The organism is Mesorhizobium sp. Primo-A (assembly GCF_003997175.1).
Lineage (GTDB): Bacteria > Pseudomonadota > Alphaproteobacteria > Rhizobiales > Rhizobiaceae > Mesorhizobium > Mesorhizobium ciceri.
Map to the genome: position 1 here is coordinate 20,351 of NZ_RZTG01000019.1, position 23,369 is coordinate 43,719.

Genomic DNA, 23,369 nt, shown 5'->3' on the forward strand with positions numbered 1-23,369 from the left:
GGACATGACCATGAGCACAAGGGCGCCGGCATCGGCGGACGAATTTTTGACCGGGCTGAAAGGCCAGCGCGTGCTGGTGACGGCGGGCGCAGGCGGCATCGGGTTTGCCATAGCCGACACGCTGTCACGCCTCGGCGCCCGCATCGTCGTCTGCGACGTTTCCGACGAGGCGCTGGCCGCTGCTCCCAGCAAGATCGACCTGGTCGCGGCGGTCAAGGCCGACGTCTCGCGCGACGAGGACGTCGACCGTCTGTTCGAGGCGGTCGAGAAAAAACTCGGCGGGCTCGATGCGCTGATCAACAATGCCGGCATTGCCGGGCCGACCGGCGGTGTCGACGAGATCGATCCGGCGGACTGGCGGCGCTGCATCGACATCTGCCTGACCGGCCAGTTCCTGTGCGCCCGGCGCGCGGTGCCGCTGATCAAGGCGGCGGGCGGCGGTTCGATCGTCTCGATGTCGTCGGCCGCCGGCCGCCATGGCTACGCCTTCCGCACACCCTATTCGGCGGCCAAGTTCGGTGTCATCGGTTTCACGCAAAGCTTGGCCAAAGAGCTCGGGCCGCACGCCATCAGGGTCAACGCCATCCTGCCCGGCATCATCGAGGGCCCCCGCATCGAAGGTGTTATCTCGGCGCGCGCCAAGCAGGTCGGTATCAGCCACGAGGAGATGACCGGGCGCTATCTGCAGAACATCTCGCTGCGTCGCATGACCAGCCCCTATGATGTCGCGTCGATGGTCGCCTTCCTGCTCTCCGATGCGGGGATCAACATTTCCGGCCAGTCGCTCGGCGTCGACGGCAACGTCGAAACACTTTGAGGAACAAACCATGGCCAATGTCGCGATCGTCGGAAGCGGGTTCATCGGGCGGGCCTGGGCGATCAGCTTCGCCCGCGCCGGCCATGACGTGCGGATGTGGGACCAGTCGCCCACTGCCCCAGGTGGAGCCCGCGACTACATTGCCGGCGTGCTCGGCGATCTCGCCCAGAACGATCTTCTGCGGGGACAGCAAGCCGGTGAGGTTCTTGACCGTATCTCCGTTGTCGCCGAGCTTGAAGAGGCGTTGGCAGGTGCCGTGCATATCCAGGAGAACACGCCCGAGAATCTCGAGGTGAAGCGCAAGGTGTTCTCCTTGATCGACACGCTTGCCGATCCGCGAACAGTCATCGCCAGTTCCACCTCGGCGCTGTTGCCGTCGAAATTCACCGACCATCTGCAAGGGCGGCAGCGCTGCCTGGTCGTGCATCCGATCAACCCGCCCTATCTCATTCCGGCGGCCGAAATCGTGCCGGCGCCGTGGACCTCGGCCGAGACGGTCGAGAGAACCCGCGCCTTCCTCGTCGACGCCGGCCACGCGCCACTGGTCATGCAGCACGAGCTTGACGGCTTCATCATGAATCGCCTGCAAGGCGCATTGCTTGAGGAAGCTTTCCGGCTTGTCGCCGATGGCTACGCCAGTGTCGAGGATGTCGACGTCGGCATCCGCGACGGGCTGGCGCTGCGCTGGTCGTTCATGGGGCCGTTCGAGACCATCGATCTCAATGCACCCGGCGGCGTGCGCGACTATGTCGAGCGCTATCAGGGCATCTATTCCAACATCTTTCCCCAGACGCAGCGGCGCGTCGACTGGGCCGGCAAGGTCATCGATACAGTCGAGGCTGATCGCCGCAAGCGACTGCCACAGCAAAGCCTAGGCGACCGGCAGGTGTGGCGTGACCGCCGGCTCATGGCGCTCGCCGCCCACAAGAGAAAATCGGATCAGGAGTTTGGAGAATGACGCAAACCAGTCGCAAGCCGGGACCTGCACAGACCAGGGGCAAGGTCATCATCACCTGCGCGGTGACGGGCGCCATCCACACGCCGACCATGTCGCCCTATCTGCCGATCACGCCCGACCAGATCGCTTCGGAGGCGATCGCGGCGGCGGAAGCCGGTGCCGCGATCCTGCATCTGCATGCCCGCGATCCGGAAACCGGCAAGCCCGACCAAACGCCGGAGGCCTTCGCCCGCTTCCTGCCGCGCGTCAAGCAAGGCACCAACGCCGCCATCAACATCACCACCGGTGGCAGCCCCTACATGAAGGTCGAGGAGCGCGTGCGCCCGGCCGCCCAGTTCAAGCCGGAAGTCGCCTCGCTCAACATGGGCTCGATCAATTTCGGGCTCTATCACCTGGCCGACAAATACGAGACCTTCAAGTTCGATTGGGAAAAGCCGCATCTGGAAGCGACGCGCGACCTCGTCTTCCGCAACTCATTCAAGGACATCGAGTACATTCTGGCGACCTGCTACGACAACGGCACGCGCTTCGAGTTCGAGTGCTACGACATCGCCCATCTGTACAACCTTTCCCACTTCGCCGACCGTGGGCTGGTGAAGCCGCCTTTCTTCGTGCAGTCGGTGTTCGGGCTGCTCGGCGGCATCGGCACGCATCCAGAAGACGTCGCCCATATGAAGCGCACTGCCGACCGGCTGTTTGGCGACCAGTTCCGGTGGTCGGTGCTGGGCGCCGGCGCCAGCCAACTGCGCATCGCCGCGCAATCGGCGGCCCTTGGCGGCAACATCCGCGTCGGGCTGGAGGACAGTCTGTGGGCGGGCAAGGGCAAGCTTGCCAAATCGAACGCCGAGCAGGTCTTGCTGGCCCGCAAGATCATCGAAGGACTCGGCATGGAGGTGGCGACGCCCGACGAGGCACGCGAAATCCTGTCATTGAAAGGCGGGGACAAGGTCGCTTTCTGAGGCGGCCCGAGCAATCGCCGCGAGACGCAAAACGGAGGAGGACGGCATGAAGATCGAAGTCGTGGTGGACGTGAAGACCACACTGGGCGAAGGACCGCTGTGGGACGTCGAACAGGAACGACTCTACTGGATCGACAGCTTCGACGGGCGCGTGTTTCGGGCGACCGCCGACGGGCGCGAGATCCGGTCATGGGACGTGCCGATGAAGATCGGCTCAATGGCGCTGCGCAAGGACGGCGGCGGCGCTGTCGTCTCGCTGCAGCGCGGCTTCCATCTGCTCGATTTCGCCACCGGCGAGGTGACGCTGATCCACGATCCCGAGCCGGACAAGCCGATGAACCGGCTCAACGACGGCAAGGTCGACCGGCGCGGCCGTTTCTTCGCCGGCTCCATGGATACGATGGAAGAGGGGCCGTCCGGCGGTCTCTACAGGCTCGATCCGGATTTTTCCGTCACCCGGATCGATTCCGGCATCATCTGCTCCAACGGTCCATGCTGGAGCCCCGACGACCGCACCTTCTATTTCGCCGATACCTGGACCGGCGAGATATGGGCCTACGACTACGATATCGCCACCGGTGCCGCCACCAACAGGCGTACCTTCGTGCGCGTCGACACCAGCCGAGGCGGTGCGGCGGACGGCTCGACCGTCGATGCCGAGGGCTATCTCTGGAATGCGCTGGTCTATGACGGAAGGCTGGTGCGCTACGCGCCCGATGGCAGCATCGATCGCATCATCGACATGCCGGTCAAGAAGATCACCAGCGTCATGTTCGGCGGACCGAAGCTCGACACCCTCTACGTCACCTCGATGGCCAAGCCGCCGCTGCCGCGTTTTCCCGGCGACGGCGTTTTGCGCGGCAGCCTGTTCGCCATATCAGGCCTTGGCGTTAGGGGCGTTGCGGAACCGCGCTTCGGCGGCTGACGCCAGGCAAGCGAAGCGCCGGTAAAATACGCAGATCAGGCCTTGGCGCAGGAATTCGGGCAAGTCTGGCAATTGATGCCGAACGTGTGCATATACAGGCATACATATATCCATGCAGAGGGGTTTCCGTTAGGCTGAGCGCCCCGCGTCAAACGGGAGCATCGATTGCCAGGATTTGCGGAAAGCGTGATGCAGGGGCCGCGAACCGTGGCCGAACAGGTCGCCAATGTCCTGCGCGAAGCGATTGCCAGTGGCACCATCAAGGCGGGCACTTCGCTGCGCCAGGACGAATTGGCCGAGCAGTTTGGCTTCAGCCGCATGCCAATTCGTGACGCCCTTCGCCAATTGGAAGCCGAAGGCATTGTTTCCATCCATCCGACAAAAGGCGCGCAGGTCGCCCGGATGGACAGCGCCGAGATCAGTGAAATCTATGCACTGCGCGAATTGCTCGAATGCGAGGCGTTGCGGCTTTCGCTTCCCAATCTCGCCGGTGACAGGCTCGACGAGGCGGAACAGGTTCTCGATCAGATCGACGCGGAGCGCAATGTCGGCCGATGGGGCGCGCTGAACCGTGCCTTTCATCTGGCTCTCTACGATGCCTGCGGCAACAATCGATTGCTGGCCTTAATCGAGGCGCACCACAATGCCGCCGATCGCTACGTCCGCATCCTGCTGTCGAACCTGGACTATCGCAGCCGCTCGCAGACGGAGCACCGCGATCTGCTGGCCGCCTGCCGGCGGCGCGACGGCGACAGGGCCATAGGCATTCTGAGGCAGCATCTTCGCGAGGGAAGCGAGACGCTGGTCAGCGCGATCAGGGAAGATGGCCTGTCGCGAAAATCCTGACGACATGGCTTGAGTTGCCTCTGCGCACGATCACTGCCACATATTGCAACATCGCTACTCGATCCGAGGATCATCATGTCCCCCGACAGCAGCCTGCCGGCGCGCGCCCTTGCTCCACGTCGCCACGAAGAGATCCTGCGGCGGCTGGGCGCCCAGGGGTCTGTCAGTGTCGCCGAACTGGCCGGGTTCTTCGATGTCTCGCGCGAAACCATCCGCCGTGATTTGAAGCTGCTGTCGGATAAGGGACGGCTCGGCATCGTCCATGGCGGCGCCGCCCGCTTCGAGCCGAGCGAACCGGCAATGAGCTTGCGCAGCCACGAAAATGCCGGAGGCAAGGCCGCGATCGGCAGGCTGGCCGCCGGTCTTGTAAAGGACGGCATGGTGGTGTTCCTCGATTCCGGCACCACCACATTGGCCATCGCACAAGCCATGGCCGACCTGCGCGATCTCACCATCTGCACGGCGAGCCTGAAGATCGCGCTTCTGCTGTGCCACGTCTCAGGCATGCGCGTGCATGTGCTGGGTGGCGAAGTCGATCCGGGCGAGGAAGCGGCCTCGGGAATCGACATGCTCGAAGCCATGTCGCGCTTTCGCGTCGACATCGCGTTCCTCGGTGGTGGCGCGCTGTCGCCCGACGGCGAGGTGACCGATTTCACCCGCGCCGGCGCCGAACAGCGCAGCCGCATGATCGCGCTTGCCGCCAAAACCTACTTCGTTCTCGACAGCAGCAAGTTCGCAAAGCTGACGCCGCTCAGGATTCCGAATTTTCAACGCGCCGCCGGCGTGATCGTCGACGCGAAACCGCAGGCTGACATCGCTGAAGCGCTTGCGCGCAAAGGGCCTGAGCTGATGATTGCCTCTTTGATGTGATATTTTGTGGTATTTTGTGTTGATATTTGGAATTCGGCTGCTATGATCCAACCGGTGTCAAAACGGCAGGATGTCCCATGGCAAACGAATTCCCTACGCAAGCGCGCGTCGTCATCGTCGGCGGCGGTATCATTGGCTGCTCGGTCGCCTATCATCTGACGAAGCTCGGTTGGACCGATGTCGTGCTGCTCGAACAGGGGCAACTCAGCGGTGGCACCACCTGGCACGCCGCAGGGCTTGTCGGCCAGTTGCGCAGTCATTCCAACATGACCAGCCTGATCAAATACTCCACGCAGCTCTATGGCGAGCTGGAGGCCGAGACCGGGCTCGCCACCGGTTGGAAGAATTGTGGCTCGCTGTCGGTGGCGCGGACCGCCGACCGCATGACGGTGCTGAAGCGCACGGCCGCATCGGCTCGCGCCCAAGGCGTCGAGATCGACGTGATTTCGCCGAAGGAGGCGGCCGATCTATGGCCGGTCATGGCGACCGACGATCTGGTCGGAGCCGTCTGGCTGCCGGGCGACGGCAAGGCCAATCCGACCGATCTCACGCAATCGCTGGCCAAGGGTGCGCGCAATCGCGGCGCGAAAATTTTCGAGCGGGTCAAGGTCACCGGCATCAGCGTGAAGAACGGCGTCGCCTGCGGTGTCGAGACGGACCGCGGCAACATTGCCGCCGAGATCGTCGTCAATTGCGCCGGCCAGTGGGCGCGCAAGGTCGGGCTGATGTGCGGCGTCTCGGTGCCGCTGCATTCGGCCGAGCACATGTACATCGTTACCGGCAGGATCGAGGGCGTGCATCCGGACCTGCCGGTCATGCGCGACCCCGACGGGTTCATCTATTTCAAGGAAGAGGTCGGCGGCCTGGTCATGGGTGGCTTTGAGCCGCACGCCAAGCCGTGGGGCATGAATGGCATTCCCGAAAATTTCGAGTTCGCGCTGTTGCCGGACGATTGGGATCAGTTCGAGATCCTGATGGAAAACGCGCTGGTCCGCGTGCCGCAATTGGCCAAGGCCGAGGTCAAGAAATTCTACAACGGTCCCGAAAGCTTCACGCCGGACAACAATTTTCTCCTCGGCGAGGCGCCGGAACTGAAGAATTTCTATGTCGGCGCCGGCTTCAACTCCATGGGCATCGCCAGCGCCGGCGGCGCGGGCAGGGCGCTGGCGGAATGGATCGTCAACAGCGCGCCGACCATGGATTTGTGGCCGGTCGACATCAGGCGTTTCGCCTCCTTCAACAACAATCCGCGCTGGCTGCATGACCGTGTCAAGGAAACGCTCGGCTTGCATTACGCCATGCCGTGGCCGAACCGTGAACTGGACACGGCGCGGCCGTTCCGCCGCTCGCCGCTCTACGACCGGGTCGCCGCCAAAGGTGCCTGCTTCGGTTCCAAGATGGGCTGGGAGCGCGCCAACTGGTTCGCGGCACCGGGAGAGAAGACCGAGAACGACTATGCCTTCGGCCGCCAGAACTGGCACGAGGCGGTCAAGCGCGAAATGAAGGCGACACGCGAAGCCGTCGCCGTCTTCGACCAGACCTCTTTCGCCAAGCTCCTCGTGCAGGGCCGCGATGCCTGCGCCGTGCTCAACTGGATCTGCGCCGGAAATATTGAGGTACCGGACGGTACGTCTGTTTACACGGGCGTGCTCAATGCACGCGGTGGCTATGAGAGCGATCTCACCGTTATGCGGCTCGGCGCGGAGAAATTCCTCATCGTCACCGGGTCCGCACAAGCTGTCCACGATGCCGACTGGATCGTCAAAAACATTCCATCCGACGCGCATGCAATCGTGACCGACGTCACCTCGTCCTACGCGGTGCTGGCGTTGATGGGACCGCGATCACGCGATCTGCTGGGCAAACTCTCCTCGGCCGATCTTTCCAACGCCGGCTTTCCCTTCGCCACCATCCGCGAGATCGATATCGGCTATGCCACCGCCTATGCCAACCGTATGACCTATGTCGGCGAACTGGGCTGGGAACTGATCGTGCCGACAGAATTCGCCGTCGGCGTCTATGAGGCGTTGCATGAGGCGGGCCGTGAATTCGGTCTGCTGGACGCCGGCTACTATGCGCTCGATGCCTTGCGCATCGAAAAGGGTTTTCGCGCCTGGGGCAGGGAGTTGACGCCTGATATCGACCCCTGGCAGGCCGGGCTTGGCTTCGCCGTGGCGATGGACAAGCCAGGTGACTTTATCGGCCGCGACGCGCTGGTTGAGACGAAGCCATCGGCAGCACCGGCAAGACGCATCGTGCTGTTCACGCTCGATGATGCCGAGCCGATGCTGTGGGGCGGCGAACTGATCCTGCGCGACCGCAAGCCGGTCGGCGAAGTCCGCTCGGCCGCCTACGGCCACACGCTTGGCCGCTCGGTGGCGCTCGGCCTGATCGAGAACGAGGCGGGCGTCGACGCTGCATTTCTCACCGGTGGTCGTTTCGAGATCGACCTTGCCGGCGTTCGCCATGCCGCGACAGCACATCTGCGCAGCCCCTACGACCCGAAGTCGGAGCGGGTGAAGGCTGATGCGGTGGAGATCAGGGCCGCCGCTTAATCCGCTGACATCGAGCGCGCCATATCCAGGAAAGCCCGCACCAGTTTGCCGCCGCTGCGTTCACGCAGGCAGATCAACGCCTCGTCCATCAGGGTCTCGGGAGCATCGATGGTGATCGGCACCAGCCGCGAATCCTGGCCGAATTCGGCCGCCGAGACAAAGCCGATGCCGGCGCCCGAGGCGACGATCTCGCGGACGGCTTCGCGGCCCTCGGCTTCGATCGCCGGCCTCAATTCGATTTTCGAGGCGGCTGCGAGATCTTCGAGTTTCTGACGCGTCTTCGATCCACGCTCGCGCATGACCAGTGATTCCTGCGCGAGCTGCTTGAGGGTGAGCGACTTTTTCGCGGCCAGCGGGTGGTCGACGGATGCAAACGCGATGATCGGCGTCGAGTTGAGTTTCAGCACCTCGAAATCGCGCCCCGTCGGCACCTCGCCCAGCACGCCGATATCGGCATCGTAGCTGTAGAGGCTGCTGATCACCGTCTCGGTGTTGCCGGCGCGCACCGAAACCTGCACGCCGGGGTAGCGGGCCCGGAAGCTGCCGAGAATATGAAGCAGATGATGTGCGGCATCGGCGACGATGCGCAGCGTGCCGGAACGCAGGGCGCGGGACTCCGTCAGGAGTTCGAGCGCCTGTTGCTCGGTATCGAACATGCGGTGGGTTATTTCGAGCAATTTCTGGCCCGAATGGGTCAGCGTGACCTGCTTCTTGTTCCGGTTGAACAGCAGCACATCATACTCTTCCTCGAGCTTGCGCACCTGGTCCGAGATCGCCGGCTGGGTCAGGAAGAGCGCCTCGGCGGCGCGAGAAAAGCCACCGCAGATGGCCACCTGGTGAAAGGCTCGCAACTGGACGTAGCGCATCTCCCGTGCCTCCGACACTTCTGAAATCGCCGACATCTTATCATAAGGATTGCTTAGGAAAAGATCGAAAGGAACGATTTGACTTATGTTTTGCCGACCCTCAGCCTGAGCATGGGTCGACATCCCTGCCGGCCGTTGGCACCGGAGGCGTCGCCATGCAATTTTCCATCATCCTGCTGCATCTGGCGGGTGCGGTCATGCTGCTGCTCTGGGCCGTGCATATGGTGCGCACGGGTGTCGAGCGGGCCTGCGGGCCCGCTTTGCGTGATGCCCTGAGGCAAGCCCGGGGTGAGCGGATCAGATCGGCCGGCGTCGGCACCGTGCTTGCCGTGCTGCTGCAGAGCTCGACCGCCGTCGCTATCCTGGCGGCCGGGTTTGCCGCCAGCGGCATGGTTTCGGTGTCGGCCGGGCTGGCGATCCTGCTGGGCGCCGATCTCGGTTCCGCCCTGGTCGTGCAGGTGCTGTCGTTCGACCTCAGCTGGCTTGTGCCGGCGCTGATCCTGGTCGGCGGCGCGATGGCCCTGAAGTTCGAAGTGGCTGGCATCAGGCATAGCGGGCGAATCCTGATGGGGGTCGCCTTCGTCCTGTTGTCGCTGCATATGATCGGCGAGGCGACCGCACCGATGCGGCAGAGCACCTTGCTGCCACTGGTGATCTCCTATCTGCGCGCGGACTATTTCACCGCCTTTGCCGCCGCTGCCCTGTTCACATGGCTGATCCACTCCAGCGTCGCGGCGATCCTGCTGTTCGTCACGCTTGCCGCACAAGGCGTCTTGCCGGTCGAGGTCGGTCTGTTCTTCATCCTCGGCGCCAATTGCGGCGGCGCGCTGATCGCGGTTTGGCTGACGCGCGGCGAAGCCGTCGAGGCGCGCCGTATCCCGCTCGGCAATCTGATCTTTCGCGGCACGGCGGCGCTGGCGGCTTTGTTCGCGCTTCAGGCCGTGACCTTCCCGGCGCATCTGTTCGGCGCAACCGAAGGCCGCCAGCTGGTCAACCTGCACCTTGCCTTCAATCTGGTGCTGGTCATCTGCTGCTTGCCGTTCACCGGCATGATGGAGCGGCTGGTCGCCTTGTTGATCGCAGACAGGCCGGTGGCAAAGGCCGGAGAGGGTGGAGACCTGATGTCGCGCCGCACCAGCGCGCTCGACCGCACCGTCATGCGCACACCCGGTCTTGCGCTAGCCAGTGCCACCCGCGAGCTGCTGCGCATGGGCGAAGTCGTCGAGGTGATGCTGCGCCCAGTGATGGATTTCTTCGACGCCGGCACCGGCGACCAGATACGCCAGGCTCAAAAACTCGATGAGGAGGTCAACCGCGCCCATACCGAAATCAAGCTCTACATTGCCGAAGTCAATCGCGGCAGCATGAGCGTGGCCGAAGCGCAGCGCGGCATCGAGCTCACCGACTTCGCCATCAATCTCGAACGCGCCGGCGACATCGTCGCCAAGAACCTGCTCGTGCTCACCCAGGAGCTGCGTGACAAGAACCTGCGCTTCTCACGCGACGGCTGGAGCGAACTGGCCGGGCTTCACAACCGTGTCATGGCCAACATGCAGCTTGCACTCAATGTGCTGGTGTCGAGCGATCTCGATTCGGCGCGGCAACTCGTCGTCGAGAAGGAGCGGATGCGCAGACTGGAACGCACGAGCCACGACCGTCACCTCAAGCGCCTGCAATCGGGAATGCCGCAGAGCATCGACACCAGCGACATCCACCTGGAGGCCGTGCGGGCGCTGAAGGAGATCAACTCGCTGATGGCCTCGGTCGCTTATCCCTTGCTGACGCAGAGCGGTGATCTGCTCGAAAGCCGGCTGGCGAGAGGGGCTGCGGAAGTGAGGGCTCCTGCAATGGCCTGAGGACGGATTCCCGCCCGGCAGGCCATCACTAAAATCTATACATCGATACAAAATAACGATTTTACAAATAGATCATTCAGGCCAAGAATAAGGCCACATCGAACGCAGATCGAGCGGAGGACAACATGCTCGCCGAGACGAAATTTGCCGCGGAGCCGCTGGCCAGCCCGGCGCTGGGCGAGCCGTATCTTCTGACCCCGGGGCCGCTCACCACGGCCTATTCGGTCAAGCAGGCGATGTTGCGCGACTGGGGATCGTGGGACGGCGACTTCCGCGCCATGACATCGGATATGCGTCGCCGGCTGCTGGCGCTGACCGGGGACAGGAACGATGAGTTCGACTGCGTGCCGATGCAAGGCAGCGGTTCTTTCTGCGTCGAAGCGATGCTGGGGTCGTTCGTGCCCAGGGACGGCAAGGTTCTTGTGCTGGCCAACGGCGCCTACGGCCTGCGCGCCGCGCAGACCATGCAGTATCTCGGCCGCGCCTATACGCTGATCGACAAGGGTGACTATCTGCCCCCGCGCGGCGACGAGGTGGCAGCGGCCCTCGCGGCCGACCCTGATATCACCCATGTCATCGCCATCCATTGCGAGACCAGTTCCGGCATCCTCAACCCGGTCGCTGAAATTGCCGAAGCCGTCCATGCCAAGGGTCGCAAGCTGCTGGTCGATTCCATGAGTGCGTTCGGCGCCGTGGCGCTCGACGTCAACGAAATCCGCTATGAGGCGATGGTCTCGTCCGCCAACAAGTGCATCGAAGGCGTTCCGGGTTTTGGCTTCATCATCGCGCGCAAGAGCGAACTGGAGGCCGCCAAAGGCAGGAGCCATTCGCTGTCGCTCGATGTCCACGCCCAGTGGGCGCACCTGAACAAGACCGGCCAGTGGCGCTACACGCCGCCGACGCATGTCGTGGCCGCCTTCCTCGAAGCACTGCGCCAGCATGAGGCCGAAGGCGGCGTCGCCGGCCGTGGCGCCCGCTATACGAGGAACCGCGACGTTATGGTGGCCGGCATGCGCGACCTCGGTTTCGAGACACTGCTCCGGGATCGCTGGCTGTCGCCGATCATCGTCACCTTCTTCAACCCGGCTCATGCCAGTTTCGCGTTCGACCGTTTCTACGACCTGATGAAGGACAAGGGCTTCATCATCTATCCGGGCAAGCTGACCGCCGTGGATTCGTTCCGCGTCGGCTGCATCGGCCAGATGGACGAACATGTCATGCGCCGCGTCGTCGAGGCGGCAGCGTTCTCGCTTCATGAAATGGGCGTCGACACCGCCGCCCCACCCGCCGCGGCACTTGCCGAACGCGCCAAACTCGCCGCCTGAAGCGGCCGACTTCGAGGATATCAGATGAACCAGATGTCTCCTGTCACCGTGTCGGTCAACGGCCGCACCTATGCCTGGCCGCGCGTGCCGGCGATCGCCATCTGCCTTGACGGCTGCGAGCCGGCCTATCTCGACGAAGCGATAAAGGCCGGGCTGATGCCGGCTCTGGTCAGGATCAAGCAGAAGGGCACGGTGCGCTTTGCGCACTCTGTCATTCCGAGCTTCACCAACCCCAACAATCTGTCGATCGCCACCGGCCGGCCGCCGTCGGTGCATGGCATCTGCGGCAACTATCTCTATGAGCGCGAGACCGGCAAGGAAGTGATGATGAACGACCCGCGCTTCCTGCGCGCGTCGACCATCTTCCAGGCCTTCTACGATGCCGGCGCCAAGGTCGCCGTGGTCACCGCCAAGGACAAGCTGCGTGCGCTGCTCGGCAAGGGCCTCGCCTTCGACGAAGGCCGCGCGCTGTGCTTCTCTGCGGAAAAATCCGACACCACCAGCAAGGCCGAGCACGGCATCGACAATGCCTCGAAGCACTTTGGGCTGCCGGTGCCGGAGGTTTATTCGGCCGAGCTGTCGGAATTCGTCTTCGCCGCCGGCGTCCAGCTGCTGAAGGAATTCCGCCCCGACATCATGTATCTGACGACCACCGACTATGTGCAGCACAAATATGCGCCCGGCGTGCCGCAGGCCAACGCCTTCTACGAGATGTTCGACAAATACCTGACCGAGCTCGATGCGCTGGGTGCTGCCATCGTCGTCACCGCCGACCATGGCATGAAGCCCAAGCACAAGGCGGACGGTTCGCCTGATGTCGTCTATGTCCAGGACCTTCTCGACGAGTGGCTGGGCAAAGATGCCGCCCGCGTCATCCTGCCGATCACCGACCCCTATGTCGTGCATCATGGCGCGCTGGGTTCCTTCGCCACCGCCTATCTGCCTGATGGCGCCGACCAGGCCGATATCATGGCCAGGCTGGCCAAGATCGATAGCATCATGCTGGTCGTCGACAGCCCGACCGCCTGCGAGCGCTTCGAACTGCCGGCCGATCGCATCGGCGACATCGTGCTGATCTCGACCGAGAACAAGACGATCGGCACCTCGGAACATCGCCATGACCTGGCGGCTCTGAACGAGCCGCTACGGTCGCATGGCGGGCTGACCGAGCAGGAGGTGCCGTTCATCGTCAATCGTGTGCTGCCGGAATTTCCGAACGAGCCGACGCTGCGCAATTTCGATGCCTTCTACTACGCCACCATGGCGGCGGCGCTGGCTTGAGTCGAGCGTGATTGTCGACCCCCACTCCGCCGAGCTTCGCTCGGCACCTCTCCCCCGATCGACGGGGGAGAGGAAAGGCGCCAGGGTTAGCCGCGGCTTAACCTGGAAACGTTGAGGCACTGACCTCGCCTGATTTCCTCTCCCCCGTCGATCGGGGGAGAGGTGGCCCGAAGGGCCGGAGTGGGGGTCGAATCCTCCGCGCAACAAGAATCTGCTGGAGCAGAACCCATGACCAAGCTCGACCCCGCCATCAAAGTTCGCCACGAGCCGATGCGCATCGCCGGCAGACGAGTCGATGCCGAAGGCGTCGTCGAGGTTCGCTATCCCTGGAACGACACCGTCATCGGCACCGTTCCGGCCGGCCGCGCCGATCACGCCCGCCAGGCATTCGAGATCGCCGCCGGCTACAAATCGAAGCTGACCCGCTACGAGCGTCAGCAGATACTGTTCCGCACCGCCGAGGCATTGGCCTCGCGCCGCGATGAAATCTCCGATCTCATCACGCTCGAGCTCGGCATCTCCAAGACGGACTCGCTCTATGAGGTCGGCCGTGCCTATGACGTGTTCACGCTGTCGGCGCAGATGTGCATCCAGGATGACGGGCAGATCTTCTCCTGCGACCTCACCCCGCACGGGAAGGCGCGCAAGATCTTCACCACTCGCGAGCCGTTGAAGGCGATCTCGGCGATCACGCCGTTCAATCATCCGCTCAACATGGTCTCGCACAAGGTGGCGCCGGCGATCGCCACCAACAATTGCGTGGTGGTCAAGCCGACCGAACTGACGCCGATGACGGCGCTTCTCTTGGCCGACATTCTCTATGAAGCCGGTTTGCCGCCTGAAATGCTGTCGGTGGTGACCGGCTGGCCGGCCGATATCGGCAACGAGATGATCACCAATGAAAACATCGACCTGATCACCTTCACCGGCGGCGTGCCGGTCGGCAAGATGATCGCCCGCACCGCCGGCTACAAGCGCCAGGTGCTGGAGCTCGGCGGCAACGACCCGCTGATCATCCTCAACGATTTGTCGGACGAGGATCTGGCAAAGGCGGCGGACCTAGCAGTGGCCGGAGCGACGAAAAACTCCGGCCAGCGCTGCACGGCGGTCAAGCGCATCCTGGTCCAGGAAAGCGTCGCCGACCGCTTCGTGCCGCTGGTGCTGGAGCGGGCGAAGAAGATCCGCTTCGGCGATCCGATGGACCGCGCGACCGACCTTGGCACCGTCGTGCACGAGAAGGCGGCGGCGCTGTTCGAAGCCCGCGTCCACATGGCTGCCGAGCAAGGCGCCGAAATCCTCTACAATCCGGGTCGTCAGGGCGCGTTGCTGCCGCCGATCGTCGTCGATCGCGTGCCGCATACATCCGAGCTGGTCATGGAAGAAACCTTCGGGCCGATCATCCCGATCGTGCGTGCGCCGGACGATGACGAGGCGTTGATTGCGCTCTCCAACTCGACCGCCTTCGGCCTGTCGTCGGGCGTCTGCACCAACTCTTTTCCGCGCATGCAGAAATACATCGCCGGCCTTCAGGTCGGCACCGTCAACATCTGGGAAGTGCCGGGCTATCGCATCGAGATGTCGCCCTTCGGCGGCATCAAGGATTCGGGCAACGGCTACAAGGAAGGCGTCATCGAAGCGATGAAGAGCTACACCAATGTGAAGACATTTTCGCTGCCCTGGTCCTGACCGGACGGCATTGACGGATAGAACAATCGAGGGAGCGTTCGCCGCTCCCTCATTCGCATTTCGGAGACCATGATGGCCGCGATATCTGAACTTGTGCACACCGAAGGCGATTCCAACACCACAGCGGCTCGCGGTCGCTGGGATGCCGGGCAGGGCGATCCGCGGATCCGCGGCCTGCTCGATCGCGACGCGGCCGCCTTCATGCACCAGAGCCTGTCCAGCCCCTGTTTGTCGACGATCGCCAAGGCGCAAGGCATCTGGATCGAGGACACCGCCGGTCGCCGCTTCATGGATTTCCACGGCAACAGCGTCCATCACCTCGGCTATGGCCACCCGAGGCTTGTGGCCGCCATCAAGAAGCAGCTCGATCAGCTCTGCTTTGCGCCGCGCCGTTTCACCTGTGAGCCCGCCGTCGAACTGGCCGAGAAGCTGGCGGCATTGGCGCCCGGCAATCTCGGCAAAGTGCTGTTCACCACCGGCGGCTCGGACGCCATCGAGGTCGCGCTGAAGATCGCCCGCGCCGCGACCGGCCGCTTCAAGACGGTGTCGTTCTGGGATGCGTTCCATGGCGCCGGCTTCGGCGCAGCAAGCGTTGGTGGCGAGGCGACCTTCCGCTCGCACATATCAGGCCCGATGATGACCGGCACCGAGCACGTCGCGCCTTGGGACGGCTATCGCTGCCCCTATGGCCACGATTCCCTGGAAGCATCGGGCCTCGCCTGCGCCAACATGATTGCCTACGTCCTTGGCCGCGAGCAGGACGTGGCGGCGGTCGTCGCCGAACCGATGCGGGCGACGCCAAACCCGCCGCCGCCAGGCTTCTGGAAGCGGGTGCGCGAGGCCTGCGACCGGCACGGCACGCTCTTGATCTTCGACGAGATCCCGACCGGCCTTGGCAAGACCGGCAAATTCTTCGCGCACGAGCATGATGATGTGACGCCTGACATCGTCGTCCTCGGCAAGTCGCTCGGCGGCGGCGTCCTGCCGATCGCCGCCATCATCGCGCGCCGCGATCTCGACGTCACCGGTGGCTTCGCGATCGGCCACTACACCCACGAGAAGAACCCGGTGACGACCCGCGCCGCATTGACGACGATCGACATCATCCTGGAGGAAGGGCTGGTCGAGCGCGCGGCCGAACTCGGTCGGCACATGCTAGGGCGCATGCAGCACCTGATGGCGCGCTCGCCCCATGTCGGCGACGTCAGGGGCAGGGGACTGATGGTCGGCGTCGAGCTCGTCGAGGATCGCGATACGCGCCAGCCGGCACGCGATCTCGCCGAGCGCGTCTTCTATGCTTGCCTTGAACAGGGGCTGAGCTTCAAGATCAGCCAAGGCAACGTGTTGACGCTGTCGCCGCCGCTGGTCATTTCGAAAACCGACCTCGACGGCGCGCTCGACATTGTCGAGCGCACGGTGCTGGCGGCCTGACCGTGAAGGCCGTGCGCACCGACCGCGAACTCGAATGTCCCGGCATCGACGCCGGCTTGCGGGCGAGGGGGGTCGAACTGGTGACGCTGCCGGACGGCATCCCCGAAGCTGATCTCATGCAGGCCGTTGCGGACGCCGATCTTTTGCTGATGTGCTACACGCCGATCACCGCACGGGTGATCGAGGCGGCTCCCAGATTGAACGGCATTGTCAAATATGGCGTCGGCGTCGATGCCATCGACATCCCCGCCGCGATGCGGCGTGGCATTCCCGTTGTCAACGTGCCGGATTATGCTGAGGAAACCGTCGCCGAAGGCGCCTTCGCGCTGATGATCGCGCTGGCCAAGCGGCTGCCCTCCATCACCGCGGCGGTGTCACGTGATGGTTGGATCTGGCCCGAGCAACGCTGGCTGGGGCGCGACATGTCCGGCGCCACGCTTGGGCTCGTCGGCTGCGGCAAGATCGGCCGCAGCATGGCGCGCATGGCAGGCCAAGGATTTCATGCGCGCGTTCTCGGCTTCGATCCCGGTGTCGATGTCGCAACCATGCGCACCGCCGGCATCGAGAAGGTAGAAGACCTCCACGTCATGCTGCGCGCCTGCGATTTCGTTTCCCTCCACTGCGTGCTGAACGACAGGACGCGCGGCTTGATTGGTGAAGCCGAGCTCGCTTGCCTGAAGCCTTCCGCTATCATCGTCAACGTCTCGCGCGGCGCGCTGATCGACGAGGCCGCCCTTGTCGAGGCGATCATCTCGGGGCGCATCGGCGGCGCCGGGCTCGACGTCTATTCGGTCGAGCCGCTGGCCAAATCGGGCCATCCGATGAGCGCGCTGTTCGGCCGCGACAACGTCATCCTGTTTCCGCATCTCACCTTCTTCACGCAGGGGGCCATGCGCCGGCTCGAAGACGACACGCTCGCGCGCTGCTTCGAAATTCTCGAAGGCCGGCCGGTTACCGTTCGTTCGTTCGACCCGCGGCTGCGGGCGCAGACATCTGGGGTTTCATTTGGCTGACCATCACCATCTCTGCACCCAATCGCGGGCCTTCCGCGAGGCCGGAATCGAAGCCAGGCCAGCGTTGCGACAGTTCCATGACAACTATCAGGTAAAATTTGCCTCTCATAAAATAAATAGATTTTACTTATCGATCGTCAGTCCCCAAAGTCGGCACAACGACGAGATCGAACGGTGCCGCATAAGGCTCCGGCCTACAGGCGAGATCGTCACAGTGCATCGCAGAATGTGCCATCAATCACAGGGGAACTGAGCATGAAATCGCAAAAGGCAACCATAGCTACGGCCTTCGCCGCGTCGCTGTTGGCGTCGTCGGCTCTTGTCGGACCGGCACTCGCCGACGGCGTCGTCACCATCTATTCCGCCGACGGCCTGCATGACGGCAATGGCAGCTGGTTCGAGACCGAATTCGCCGCCTTCACCAAGGCCACCGGCATCACCGTGCAGTATATCGAGGCAGGTTCCGGCGGCGTCGTCGAGCGTGTCGCCAAGGAAAAGTCGAATCCGCAGGCCGACGTGCTGGTGACCTTGCCGCCCTTCGTGCAGCGGGCCGCGGCTGACGGCCTGCTGCAGGACTACAAGCCGGAAGCCGCCGACCAGATCGATGGCGGCACAGACAAGTACCGGCCGCTGGTCAACAACTATATGAACTTCATCTACAACAGTGCCGTCCTGCCGGAAGCGCCAAAGGCCTACAACGACCTGCTCGACCCGAAGTTCAAGGGCAAGATCCAGTATTCTACCCCCGGCCAGGCCGGTGACGGCACCGCCGTCATGCTGCAGATCATCCACGCCTTCGGCAGCGAGGATGCCGGCTTCGAGTTCATGAAGAAGCTGCAGGACAACAATGTCGGCCCCTCCGCTTCGACCGGCAAGCTGACCGCGCTGGTCAACAAGGGTGAGCTGCATGTTGCCAATGGCGATCTGCAGATGAACATGTCGCAGATGGCCGACAATCCCAATATCAAGGTGTTCTGGCCGGCTGGACCTGACGGTGTGCGCTCCACCTTCGCGCTGCCCTATGAAATCGGCCTGGTCACCGGCGCACCCAACGCAGACAACGGCAAGAAACTGATCGACTTCCTGCTCTCCAAGGAAGCCCAGTCGAGCATCAGTTCCGTTGCGCTCGGCATGCCGGCTCGCAAGGACGTCAAGCCGGATGACGCCAACTTCGCCAAGGCGCAGGAGGCGATGAAAGGCGTGACCATCTGGTCGCCGAACTGGGACGACGCGCTGAGCAAGCTACCCGATTATGTCAAGCGCTGGAACGAAGCGACCGGAAGTTGATCCGCAAGGGAAACCCGGAGGACCACGCCATGTCGGCCGCAGCGTTTACTGGTACCAGTGTCATGGACATCGACGCCGCGAAGGTTCGCGGCGCCGGCTCCAATGTCCATTTCGACAAGGTCAGCGTTGCCTATGGCGCGCATGTCGTCCTGCATCCGCTGACCCTGGATATCGCACCTGGCGAGATCCTGGCGATGATCGGCCCATCCGGCTCCGGCAAGACGACGGCCTTGCGCGCCGTGGCCGGCTTCGTGCGACCCGCCAGCGGGCGGATCCGCATCGGCGCCACCGATGTGACCGATCTGCCGCCCTACGAGCGCGGCCTTGGCATGGTGGTGCAGAACTACGCGCTGTTTCCGCATATGCGGGTCGAGGACAACGTTGCCTTCGGCCTCAGAGCACAGGGCGCCGACAAGGCGCTGATCGGTGAGCGGATCAAGGATGCGCTGGGCACTGTCGGCATGTCGGCCTATGCCCGGCGCTATCCGCGCGAGCTTTCGGGCGGCCAGCAGCAGCGCGTGGCGATTGCGCGTGCCTTGGCCGTGCGGCCGCGCGTGCTCCTGCTCGACGAGCCGCTCTCGGCGCTCGACGCCCAGATCCGCCGCAACATGGTCGAGGAGATTGCCCGGCTGCACCGCAGCCTGCCCGGCCTCACGATCCTCTATGTCACCCACGACCAGACCGAGGCACTGACGCTTGCCGACAAGATCGCCATCATGCGCGACGGCAGGGTCTGTTCGCATGGACCGACGACCGAACTCTACCGCCGCCCGCCAAACCGTTTTACGGCCGAGTTCCTCGGCCGCGCCAATCTTCTTCCGGTAACGGTTGCCGAGGCCGTCGGGTCGAAGGGATTTGCCACGGCAAGGCATGGTGACGCGCTGCTGACCGGCGCCGGCCGCAACGAGAAGGCCGGCGACAAGAGCCTGCTCTGTATCAGGCCGCAGCATCTCAGCCTGACCGCCGACAGCGACCATACCAACCGCATCGTGGGCACGCTCCAGGAAGTGCACTGGCAGGGCGAACTGACCCATCTCGTGCTCGACGTCGACGGCACGCCGGTGCGTGTCTCGGCGACCAGGCTGCCGATCGCCTTGCCCGAACCCGGCGCCAAGGTGCCGCTGTTCTTCGCGCCCGCCGACACCTCGCTTCTCCCGGAAGACGCCGGTGTCTGAGGCGGTCGCCATCCCTGCGCCGGCGATGAAGCTCTCGTCGGGTAAATTGTGGATAGTGCCACCGGCGGCCCTGCTGGCGCTGCTGTTCTTCTATCCGTTGGCACTGATTGCCCGCCAGGCCTTCCTCGACGACAGTGGCGTCGCCAATGTCGCCGAAGTCATCCGCGTGCTGCATTCGCGCTTCTTCCTCAACGCGCTGATCAACACGGTGTCGATCTCGGTCGCGGCGACGGCCGGATGTCTGGTCGTCGGCCTCGTGCTGGCGCTGATTCTGGCCTTCGTGCCGTTCCCCGGCAGCGGCTTCATCGCCCGGCTGATCGATACCTTCATCGCGCTGCCGACATTCCTGGTGACGCTTGCCTTCACCTTCCTCTATGGCTCCGCCGGCATGCTCAATGCCGGGCTGATGGAGACCTTTTCGCTGCCGCTGCCGCCCGTCGATTTCCTCTATTCCGCGTGGGGTGTGATCCTGGCCGAGGTCACTGTCTACACACCCTTCATCCTGCGGCCGCTGCTCGCCGCCTTTTCGCTGGTCGACCGTGGCCAGATCGAAGCGGCGAGCGTGCTCGGCGCGCGGCCGTTTCGCATCGTTCGCCAGGTGATCCTGCCGGCGGCAATCCCGGCACTCATCGCCGGCGGCAGCCTCTGCCTGTTGTTGACTGTCAACGAATTCGGCATCGTGCTGTTCATCGGCGCCAAGGGCGTCATCACCCTGCCGCTGCTGATCTATGGCAAGGCGATCCAGGAATCGGCCTATCAGGTCGCCTGTATCATCGCCGTCGTCAACATCGCGCTGTCGCTCGGCCTGTTTGGCCTCTACCGTTTCGCCGCCGGCCGGTTGGGAGCCTAGCCCATGCTGGTCTGGTCACGCTCCGGTCGTCTTGTCCTGTGGGTGCTCTTCGCACTGATCTTCGGCGTGCTGTTCCTGGCGCCGCTCGCGGTCATCCTCCTGTCCAGCCTCGCCGACCAGTGGAACGGCGTGCTGCCCAACGGCCTGACGACGGAGCACTACACCGATGTCATTTCCGGTGCCGCCGGCAGAGCGGTCAAGGCCAGCCTGGTCACCGGCTTCCTGGCCAGCGCGCTGGCGCTGGTCAGCGGCACCTGGGCGGCCCTGTCGCTGCGCCTCCAGGGCCATGCCTTGCGGCGGCTGCTCGGCCTTTTGTTCTTCATCCCAAGCGCGGTCCCTTCGGTGTCTGTCGGCCTTGGCCTGCTGGTTGCCTTCAGCCATCCGCCGCTGCTGCTCAACGGCACGATCGCGATCGTCATGATCGCGCATTTCGTGCTGATCTCGGCTTTCACCTTCGGCAATGTCTCGGCTGGACTGGCGCGGCTTTCGCCCGACTTCGAGCAGGTGGCATCGAGCCTCGGCGCTCGCCCGGCCTACCGGCTTTGGCACGTCACACTGCCCTTGCTCGCACCCTATCTGGTTGCCGCCTTCGGTCTCAGTTTCGCGCTGTCGATGGGGGAACTCGGCGCCACCGTCATGGTCTACCCGCCGGGTTGGGTGACGCTGCCGGTCTCGATCTTCAGCCTTACCGATCGCGGCGACATCTTTGCCGGTGCGGCACTGACAATGATCCTGGTCGTGGCGACGCTGGTTCTCTTGCTCGGGCTGGAGCGCATTACCAAGCGCGCTACCGGCTCGTAGGACTTTCCCGAGTCTCAGCCCTGCGCCGGCCTGCGTTCGACGATGTAGATGTGGTCTGCCGCCAGCACCACGTCGCCGCGCTGGTTGATCACCTCGCACCGCTCGATCACCCGTCCTGAACCCGGCCGCTTGGGATCGTCTTCCTTGACCGCGATGGTGGTGCGCGTGCGGATTGTGTCGCCGATGAACACCGGCTTGATGAAGCGCAGCCGGTCGTAGCCGTAGGAAAAGGCGACAGGGTTAACGACGCTCGCGGTCAGCCCGATGCCGACGGAGAACACCAGCGTGCCATGCGCGATGCGCTGGCCGAATGGCGTCGTCTTCATGTACTCGGCGTCCATGTGGTGCGGAAAGAAATCGCCGGTGTGGCCGGCATGGACGATGAAGTCGGTCTCGGTGATGGTGCGGCCGCTTGTTAGGCGCGACGCGCCAATCTCGTAATCCTCGAAATACTTGATCTGTTCCATCAGGGTCTTTCCGCGATCGGCGTCGCCGGTGCCGCGCTCGACTGGTAGGCGGCCTCGACCAGCGCCATCGTGCTCCAGGCATCTTCGACGGGGCTTATCAGCGTATCATCTTCTCCGGTCGCAAAGCGCTGGACATTGGCCATGCGGCCGACGAAGGCATCGGGAAACCACTCGCCGGCCAAGGGCACGGCGATCCAGCCCGTTCCGCCCTTCGGACAGATCTCCAATACATCCGGTTCGCCTGTGGGATAATCGAGGTTGAGACCCAGCTTGAGATAGGCGGCACCCTCTGTGCCGCAGATGCGGAACTCGCAGGCCTGATGCCGGCGACCGAATTTGTGGTCGTGGTTGATCGACAGCGCGCAACGCACGGTGTCGCCATAGTCGAGAATGGCGCTGGTGCGCGTCTGCGCCACCTTATGGTTGGGATGGCCGAGCGTCTTGGCGTGCACGCCTCTGGGGTCGCCGAGCAACTGCCGGATCAGGTCGAGATAGTGGATCGAATGCATGGCGATCTCGACGCGCGGCGCCTTGAGCAGGAATTCCCAAAGCTCCCATGGTGTCGCCAGCGCCAGCCAGGCGTCGAAGTCGACGATCTCGCCGAGCCAGCCCTTGCCGATGGCATCCTTCAGCGCCAGCATCATTGGCGCGAAACGCAATTGGAAGTTCACCGCCGCGTGCAGCCTCCTGGCGCGGCAGATTTCGAGGATCGCGGTCGCCTCGGCAAGATTGCTGCCCATCGGCTTCTGGATCAGCGCCACCGCGCCGTCAGGCAAGGACTTCAGCACATCGGCATGATGCGACGGCGGGGTGGCAAGGTCGAAGATCGCGCCCTCGACAGCAGTCGCTTCTTCGACCGAGCCAAAGGCCGTCACGCCCCATTGGCTGGCCAGCTTTTCAGCCCTGACATGATCAGGATCATAAAGCCCGGCAACCGGAAAGCCGGCCTTCCGGTAGGCTGGGAAATGCGCGTCGCCGACGATCGATCCCGCGCCGAAGGTGACGATCGGCCGGGGTCTTGAGGGTTTTGGCCAGGATTGAACGAGCAAGGCAGGGTCGAAGCCGCCTTCAGTCATGATGGAAGACCTCATCCATCTCGGCCCACCACTCGCCCTCCTTGCGGGTCGCCAGCGGCTCCTGGCAGGGCATGCAGACGGCCCACCATTCCTGCGTCTTCGGGTCGGCCGCCATCTTGGCCATGTCGGCGGCATAGTCGGTGCCGTGGTATTCAAAATAGGAAAACAGCAGGTTCTCCGGCCGCTTCAGGTAGATCGAATAGTTCTTGATGTTGCAGGCCGAGATCATGGTCAGCACGCCGGGCCAGACGGCGGCATGGAGCCGAACATACTCATCGACCTTTTCCGGCTTCAGTCCGAGAATCATCCCCATCCGCTGCATATC

General features: G+C 63.7%; 21 protein-coding genes. 17 read left to right on the forward strand and 4 right to left on the reverse strand.

The window, feature by feature from the left end; translation table 11 throughout:
• The first annotated feature begins 10 nt into the window (after positions 1 to 10).
• The 7 genes from EOC83_RS28500 to EOC83_RS28530 all read left to right on the forward strand — a co-directional run bounded on the left by EOC83_RS28500 (position 11) and on the right by EOC83_RS28530 (position 7,930).
• Positions 11 to 817, forward strand: a complete 807-nt coding sequence (locus EOC83_RS28500; RefSeq protein ID WP_024502463.1) for an SDR family oxidoreductase — start codon at positions 11 to 13, stop codon at positions 815 to 817.
• 10 nt (positions 818 to 827) lie between these two features.
• Positions 828 to 1,775, forward strand: coding sequence for a 3-hydroxyacyl-CoA dehydrogenase (locus EOC83_RS28505; RefSeq protein ID WP_063167526.1), 948 nt, complete (start codon positions 828 to 830; stop codon positions 1,773 to 1,775).
• On the forward strand, positions 1,772 to 2,734 hold the full coding sequence (locus EOC83_RS28510) for a 3-keto-5-aminohexanoate cleavage protein (RefSeq protein WP_063167527.1): 963 nt from the start codon (positions 1,772 to 1,774) through the stop codon (positions 2,732 to 2,734). Before EOC83_RS28505 ends, EOC83_RS28510 begins: the two co-directional genes overlap by 4 nt.
• A 46-nt stretch (positions 2,735 to 2,780) precedes the next feature.
• Positions 2,781 to 3,659, forward strand: coding sequence for an SMP-30/gluconolactonase/LRE family protein (locus EOC83_RS28515; protein WP_013533046.1), 879 nt, complete (start codon positions 2,781 to 2,783; stop codon positions 3,657 to 3,659).
• Between the two features lie 189 nt (positions 3,660 to 3,848).
• A complete protein-coding gene (locus EOC83_RS28520) occupies positions 3,849 to 4,505 on the forward strand; it encodes a GntR family transcriptional regulator (protein ID WP_063167528.1) in 657 nt (218 codons plus the stop codon).
• A 75-nt stretch (positions 4,506 to 4,580) separates the two neighbouring features.
• Positions 4,581 to 5,375, forward strand: coding sequence for a DeoR/GlpR family DNA-binding transcription regulator (locus EOC83_RS28525; protein WP_063167529.1), 795 nt, complete (start codon positions 4,581 to 4,583; stop codon positions 5,373 to 5,375).
• Between the two features lie 77 nt (positions 5,376 to 5,452).
• Complete coding sequence (locus EOC83_RS28530) at positions 5,453 to 7,930, forward strand: FAD-dependent oxidoreductase (protein ID WP_063167530.1); 2,478 nt, start codon at positions 5,453 to 5,455, stop codon at positions 7,928 to 7,930.
• On the opposite strand, the gene EOC83_RS28535 is transcribed toward EOC83_RS28530, so the two are convergent.
• Entirely contained in the window at positions 7,927 to 8,796 is an 870-nt protein-coding gene (locus tag EOC83_RS28535; RefSeq protein ID WP_013533042.1) for a LysR substrate-binding domain-containing protein, read from the reverse strand. The two genes, EOC83_RS28530 and EOC83_RS28535, sit on opposite strands and share 4 nt — an antisense overlap.
• A gap of 155 nt (positions 8,797 to 8,951) precedes the next feature.
• On the opposite strand from EOC83_RS28535, the gene EOC83_RS28540 reads away from it, so the two are divergent.
• The 10 genes from EOC83_RS28540 (at position 8,952) to EOC83_RS28585 (ending at position 21,501) form a co-directional block, all read left to right on the forward strand.
• Positions 8,952 to 10,652, forward strand: a complete 1,701-nt coding sequence (locus EOC83_RS28540; RefSeq protein WP_063167531.1) for a Na/Pi cotransporter family protein — start codon at positions 8,952 to 8,954, stop codon at positions 10,650 to 10,652.
• A gap of 125 nt (positions 10,653 to 10,777) precedes the next feature.
• Positions 10,778 to 11,977: a 2-aminoethylphosphonate--pyruvate transaminase gene (locus EOC83_RS28545; RefSeq protein ID WP_063167532.1), complete on the forward strand. Its 1,200-nt coding sequence runs from the start codon at positions 10,778 to 10,780 to the stop codon at positions 11,975 to 11,977.
• A 24-nt stretch (positions 11,978 to 12,001) separates the two neighbouring features.
• Positions 12,002 to 13,258, forward strand: coding sequence for a phosphonoacetate hydrolase (gene phnA / locus EOC83_RS28550; RefSeq protein WP_063167533.1), 1,257 nt, complete (start codon positions 12,002 to 12,004; stop codon positions 13,256 to 13,258).
• Between the two features lie 228 nt (positions 13,259 to 13,486).
• Positions 13,487 to 14,944 carry a phosphonoacetaldehyde dehydrogenase gene (gene phnY / locus EOC83_RS28555; RefSeq protein ID WP_063167534.1) on the forward strand — a complete coding sequence of 486 codons (1,458 nt, stop codon included), beginning with the start codon at positions 13,487 to 13,489 and terminating at the stop codon, positions 14,942 to 14,944.
• A 72-nt stretch (positions 14,945 to 15,016) separates the two neighbouring features.
• On the forward strand, positions 15,017 to 16,375 hold the full coding sequence (locus EOC83_RS28560) for an aspartate aminotransferase family protein (protein WP_063167535.1): 1,359 nt from the start codon (positions 15,017 to 15,019) through the stop codon (positions 16,373 to 16,375).
• A 2-nt stretch (positions 16,376 to 16,377) separates the two neighbouring features.
• Entirely contained in the window at positions 16,378 to 17,388 is a 1,011-nt protein-coding gene (locus EOC83_RS28565) for a C-terminal binding protein (protein ID WP_013533036.1), read from the forward strand.
• Between the two features lie 255 nt (positions 17,389 to 17,643).
• Entirely contained in the window at positions 17,644 to 18,675 is a 1,032-nt protein-coding gene (locus EOC83_RS28570) for a 2-aminoethylphosphonate ABC transporter substrate-binding protein (RefSeq protein ID WP_063167536.1), read from the forward strand.
• A 29-nt stretch (positions 18,676 to 18,704) separates the two neighbouring features.
• The gene (locus tag EOC83_RS28575) at positions 18,705 to 19,850 is read left to right on the forward strand and encodes an ATP-binding cassette domain-containing protein (protein ID WP_024502486.1); all 1,146 of its coding nucleotides are present in this window, start codon (positions 18,705 to 18,707) and stop codon (positions 19,848 to 19,850) included.
• Complete coding sequence (locus tag EOC83_RS28580; RefSeq protein ID WP_063167537.1) at positions 19,843 to 20,700, forward strand: 2-aminoethylphosphonate ABC transporter permease subunit; 858 nt, start codon at positions 19,843 to 19,845, stop codon at positions 20,698 to 20,700. The genes EOC83_RS28575 and EOC83_RS28580 overlap by 8 nt, the downstream gene beginning before the upstream one ends.
• A gap of 3 nt (positions 20,701 to 20,703) precedes the next feature.
• Positions 20,704 to 21,501 carry an ABC transporter permease subunit gene (locus tag EOC83_RS28585; RefSeq protein WP_013533032.1) on the forward strand — a complete coding sequence of 266 codons (798 nt, stop codon included), beginning with the start codon at positions 20,704 to 20,706 and terminating at the stop codon, positions 21,499 to 21,501.
• 14 nt (positions 21,502 to 21,515) lie between these two features.
• Here EOC83_RS28585 and EOC83_RS28590 read toward each other — a convergent pair whose 3' ends face one another.
• The 3 genes from EOC83_RS28590 to EOC83_RS28600 are packed head-to-tail and all read right to left on the reverse strand — an operon-like array spanning position 21,516 to position 23,366.
• Positions 21,516 to 21,971 (reverse strand): MaoC/PaaZ C-terminal domain-containing protein, encoded by a 456-nt coding sequence (locus EOC83_RS28590; protein ID WP_063167538.1) that lies wholly within the window; start codon positions 21,969 to 21,971, stop codon positions 21,516 to 21,518.
• Positions 21,968 to 23,044, reverse strand: coding sequence for a Gfo/Idh/MocA family oxidoreductase (locus EOC83_RS28595; protein WP_063167539.1), 1,077 nt, complete (start codon positions 23,042 to 23,044; stop codon positions 21,968 to 21,970). Before EOC83_RS28595 ends, EOC83_RS28590 begins: the two co-directional genes overlap by 4 nt.
• Positions 23,037 to 23,366 carry an L-rhamnose mutarotase gene (locus EOC83_RS28600; RefSeq protein WP_063167540.1) on the reverse strand — a complete coding sequence of 110 codons (330 nt, stop codon included), beginning with the start codon at positions 23,364 to 23,366 and terminating at the stop codon, positions 23,037 to 23,039. Before EOC83_RS28600 ends, EOC83_RS28595 begins: the two co-directional genes overlap by 8 nt.
• Positions 23,367 to 23,369 lie beyond the last annotated feature (3 nt).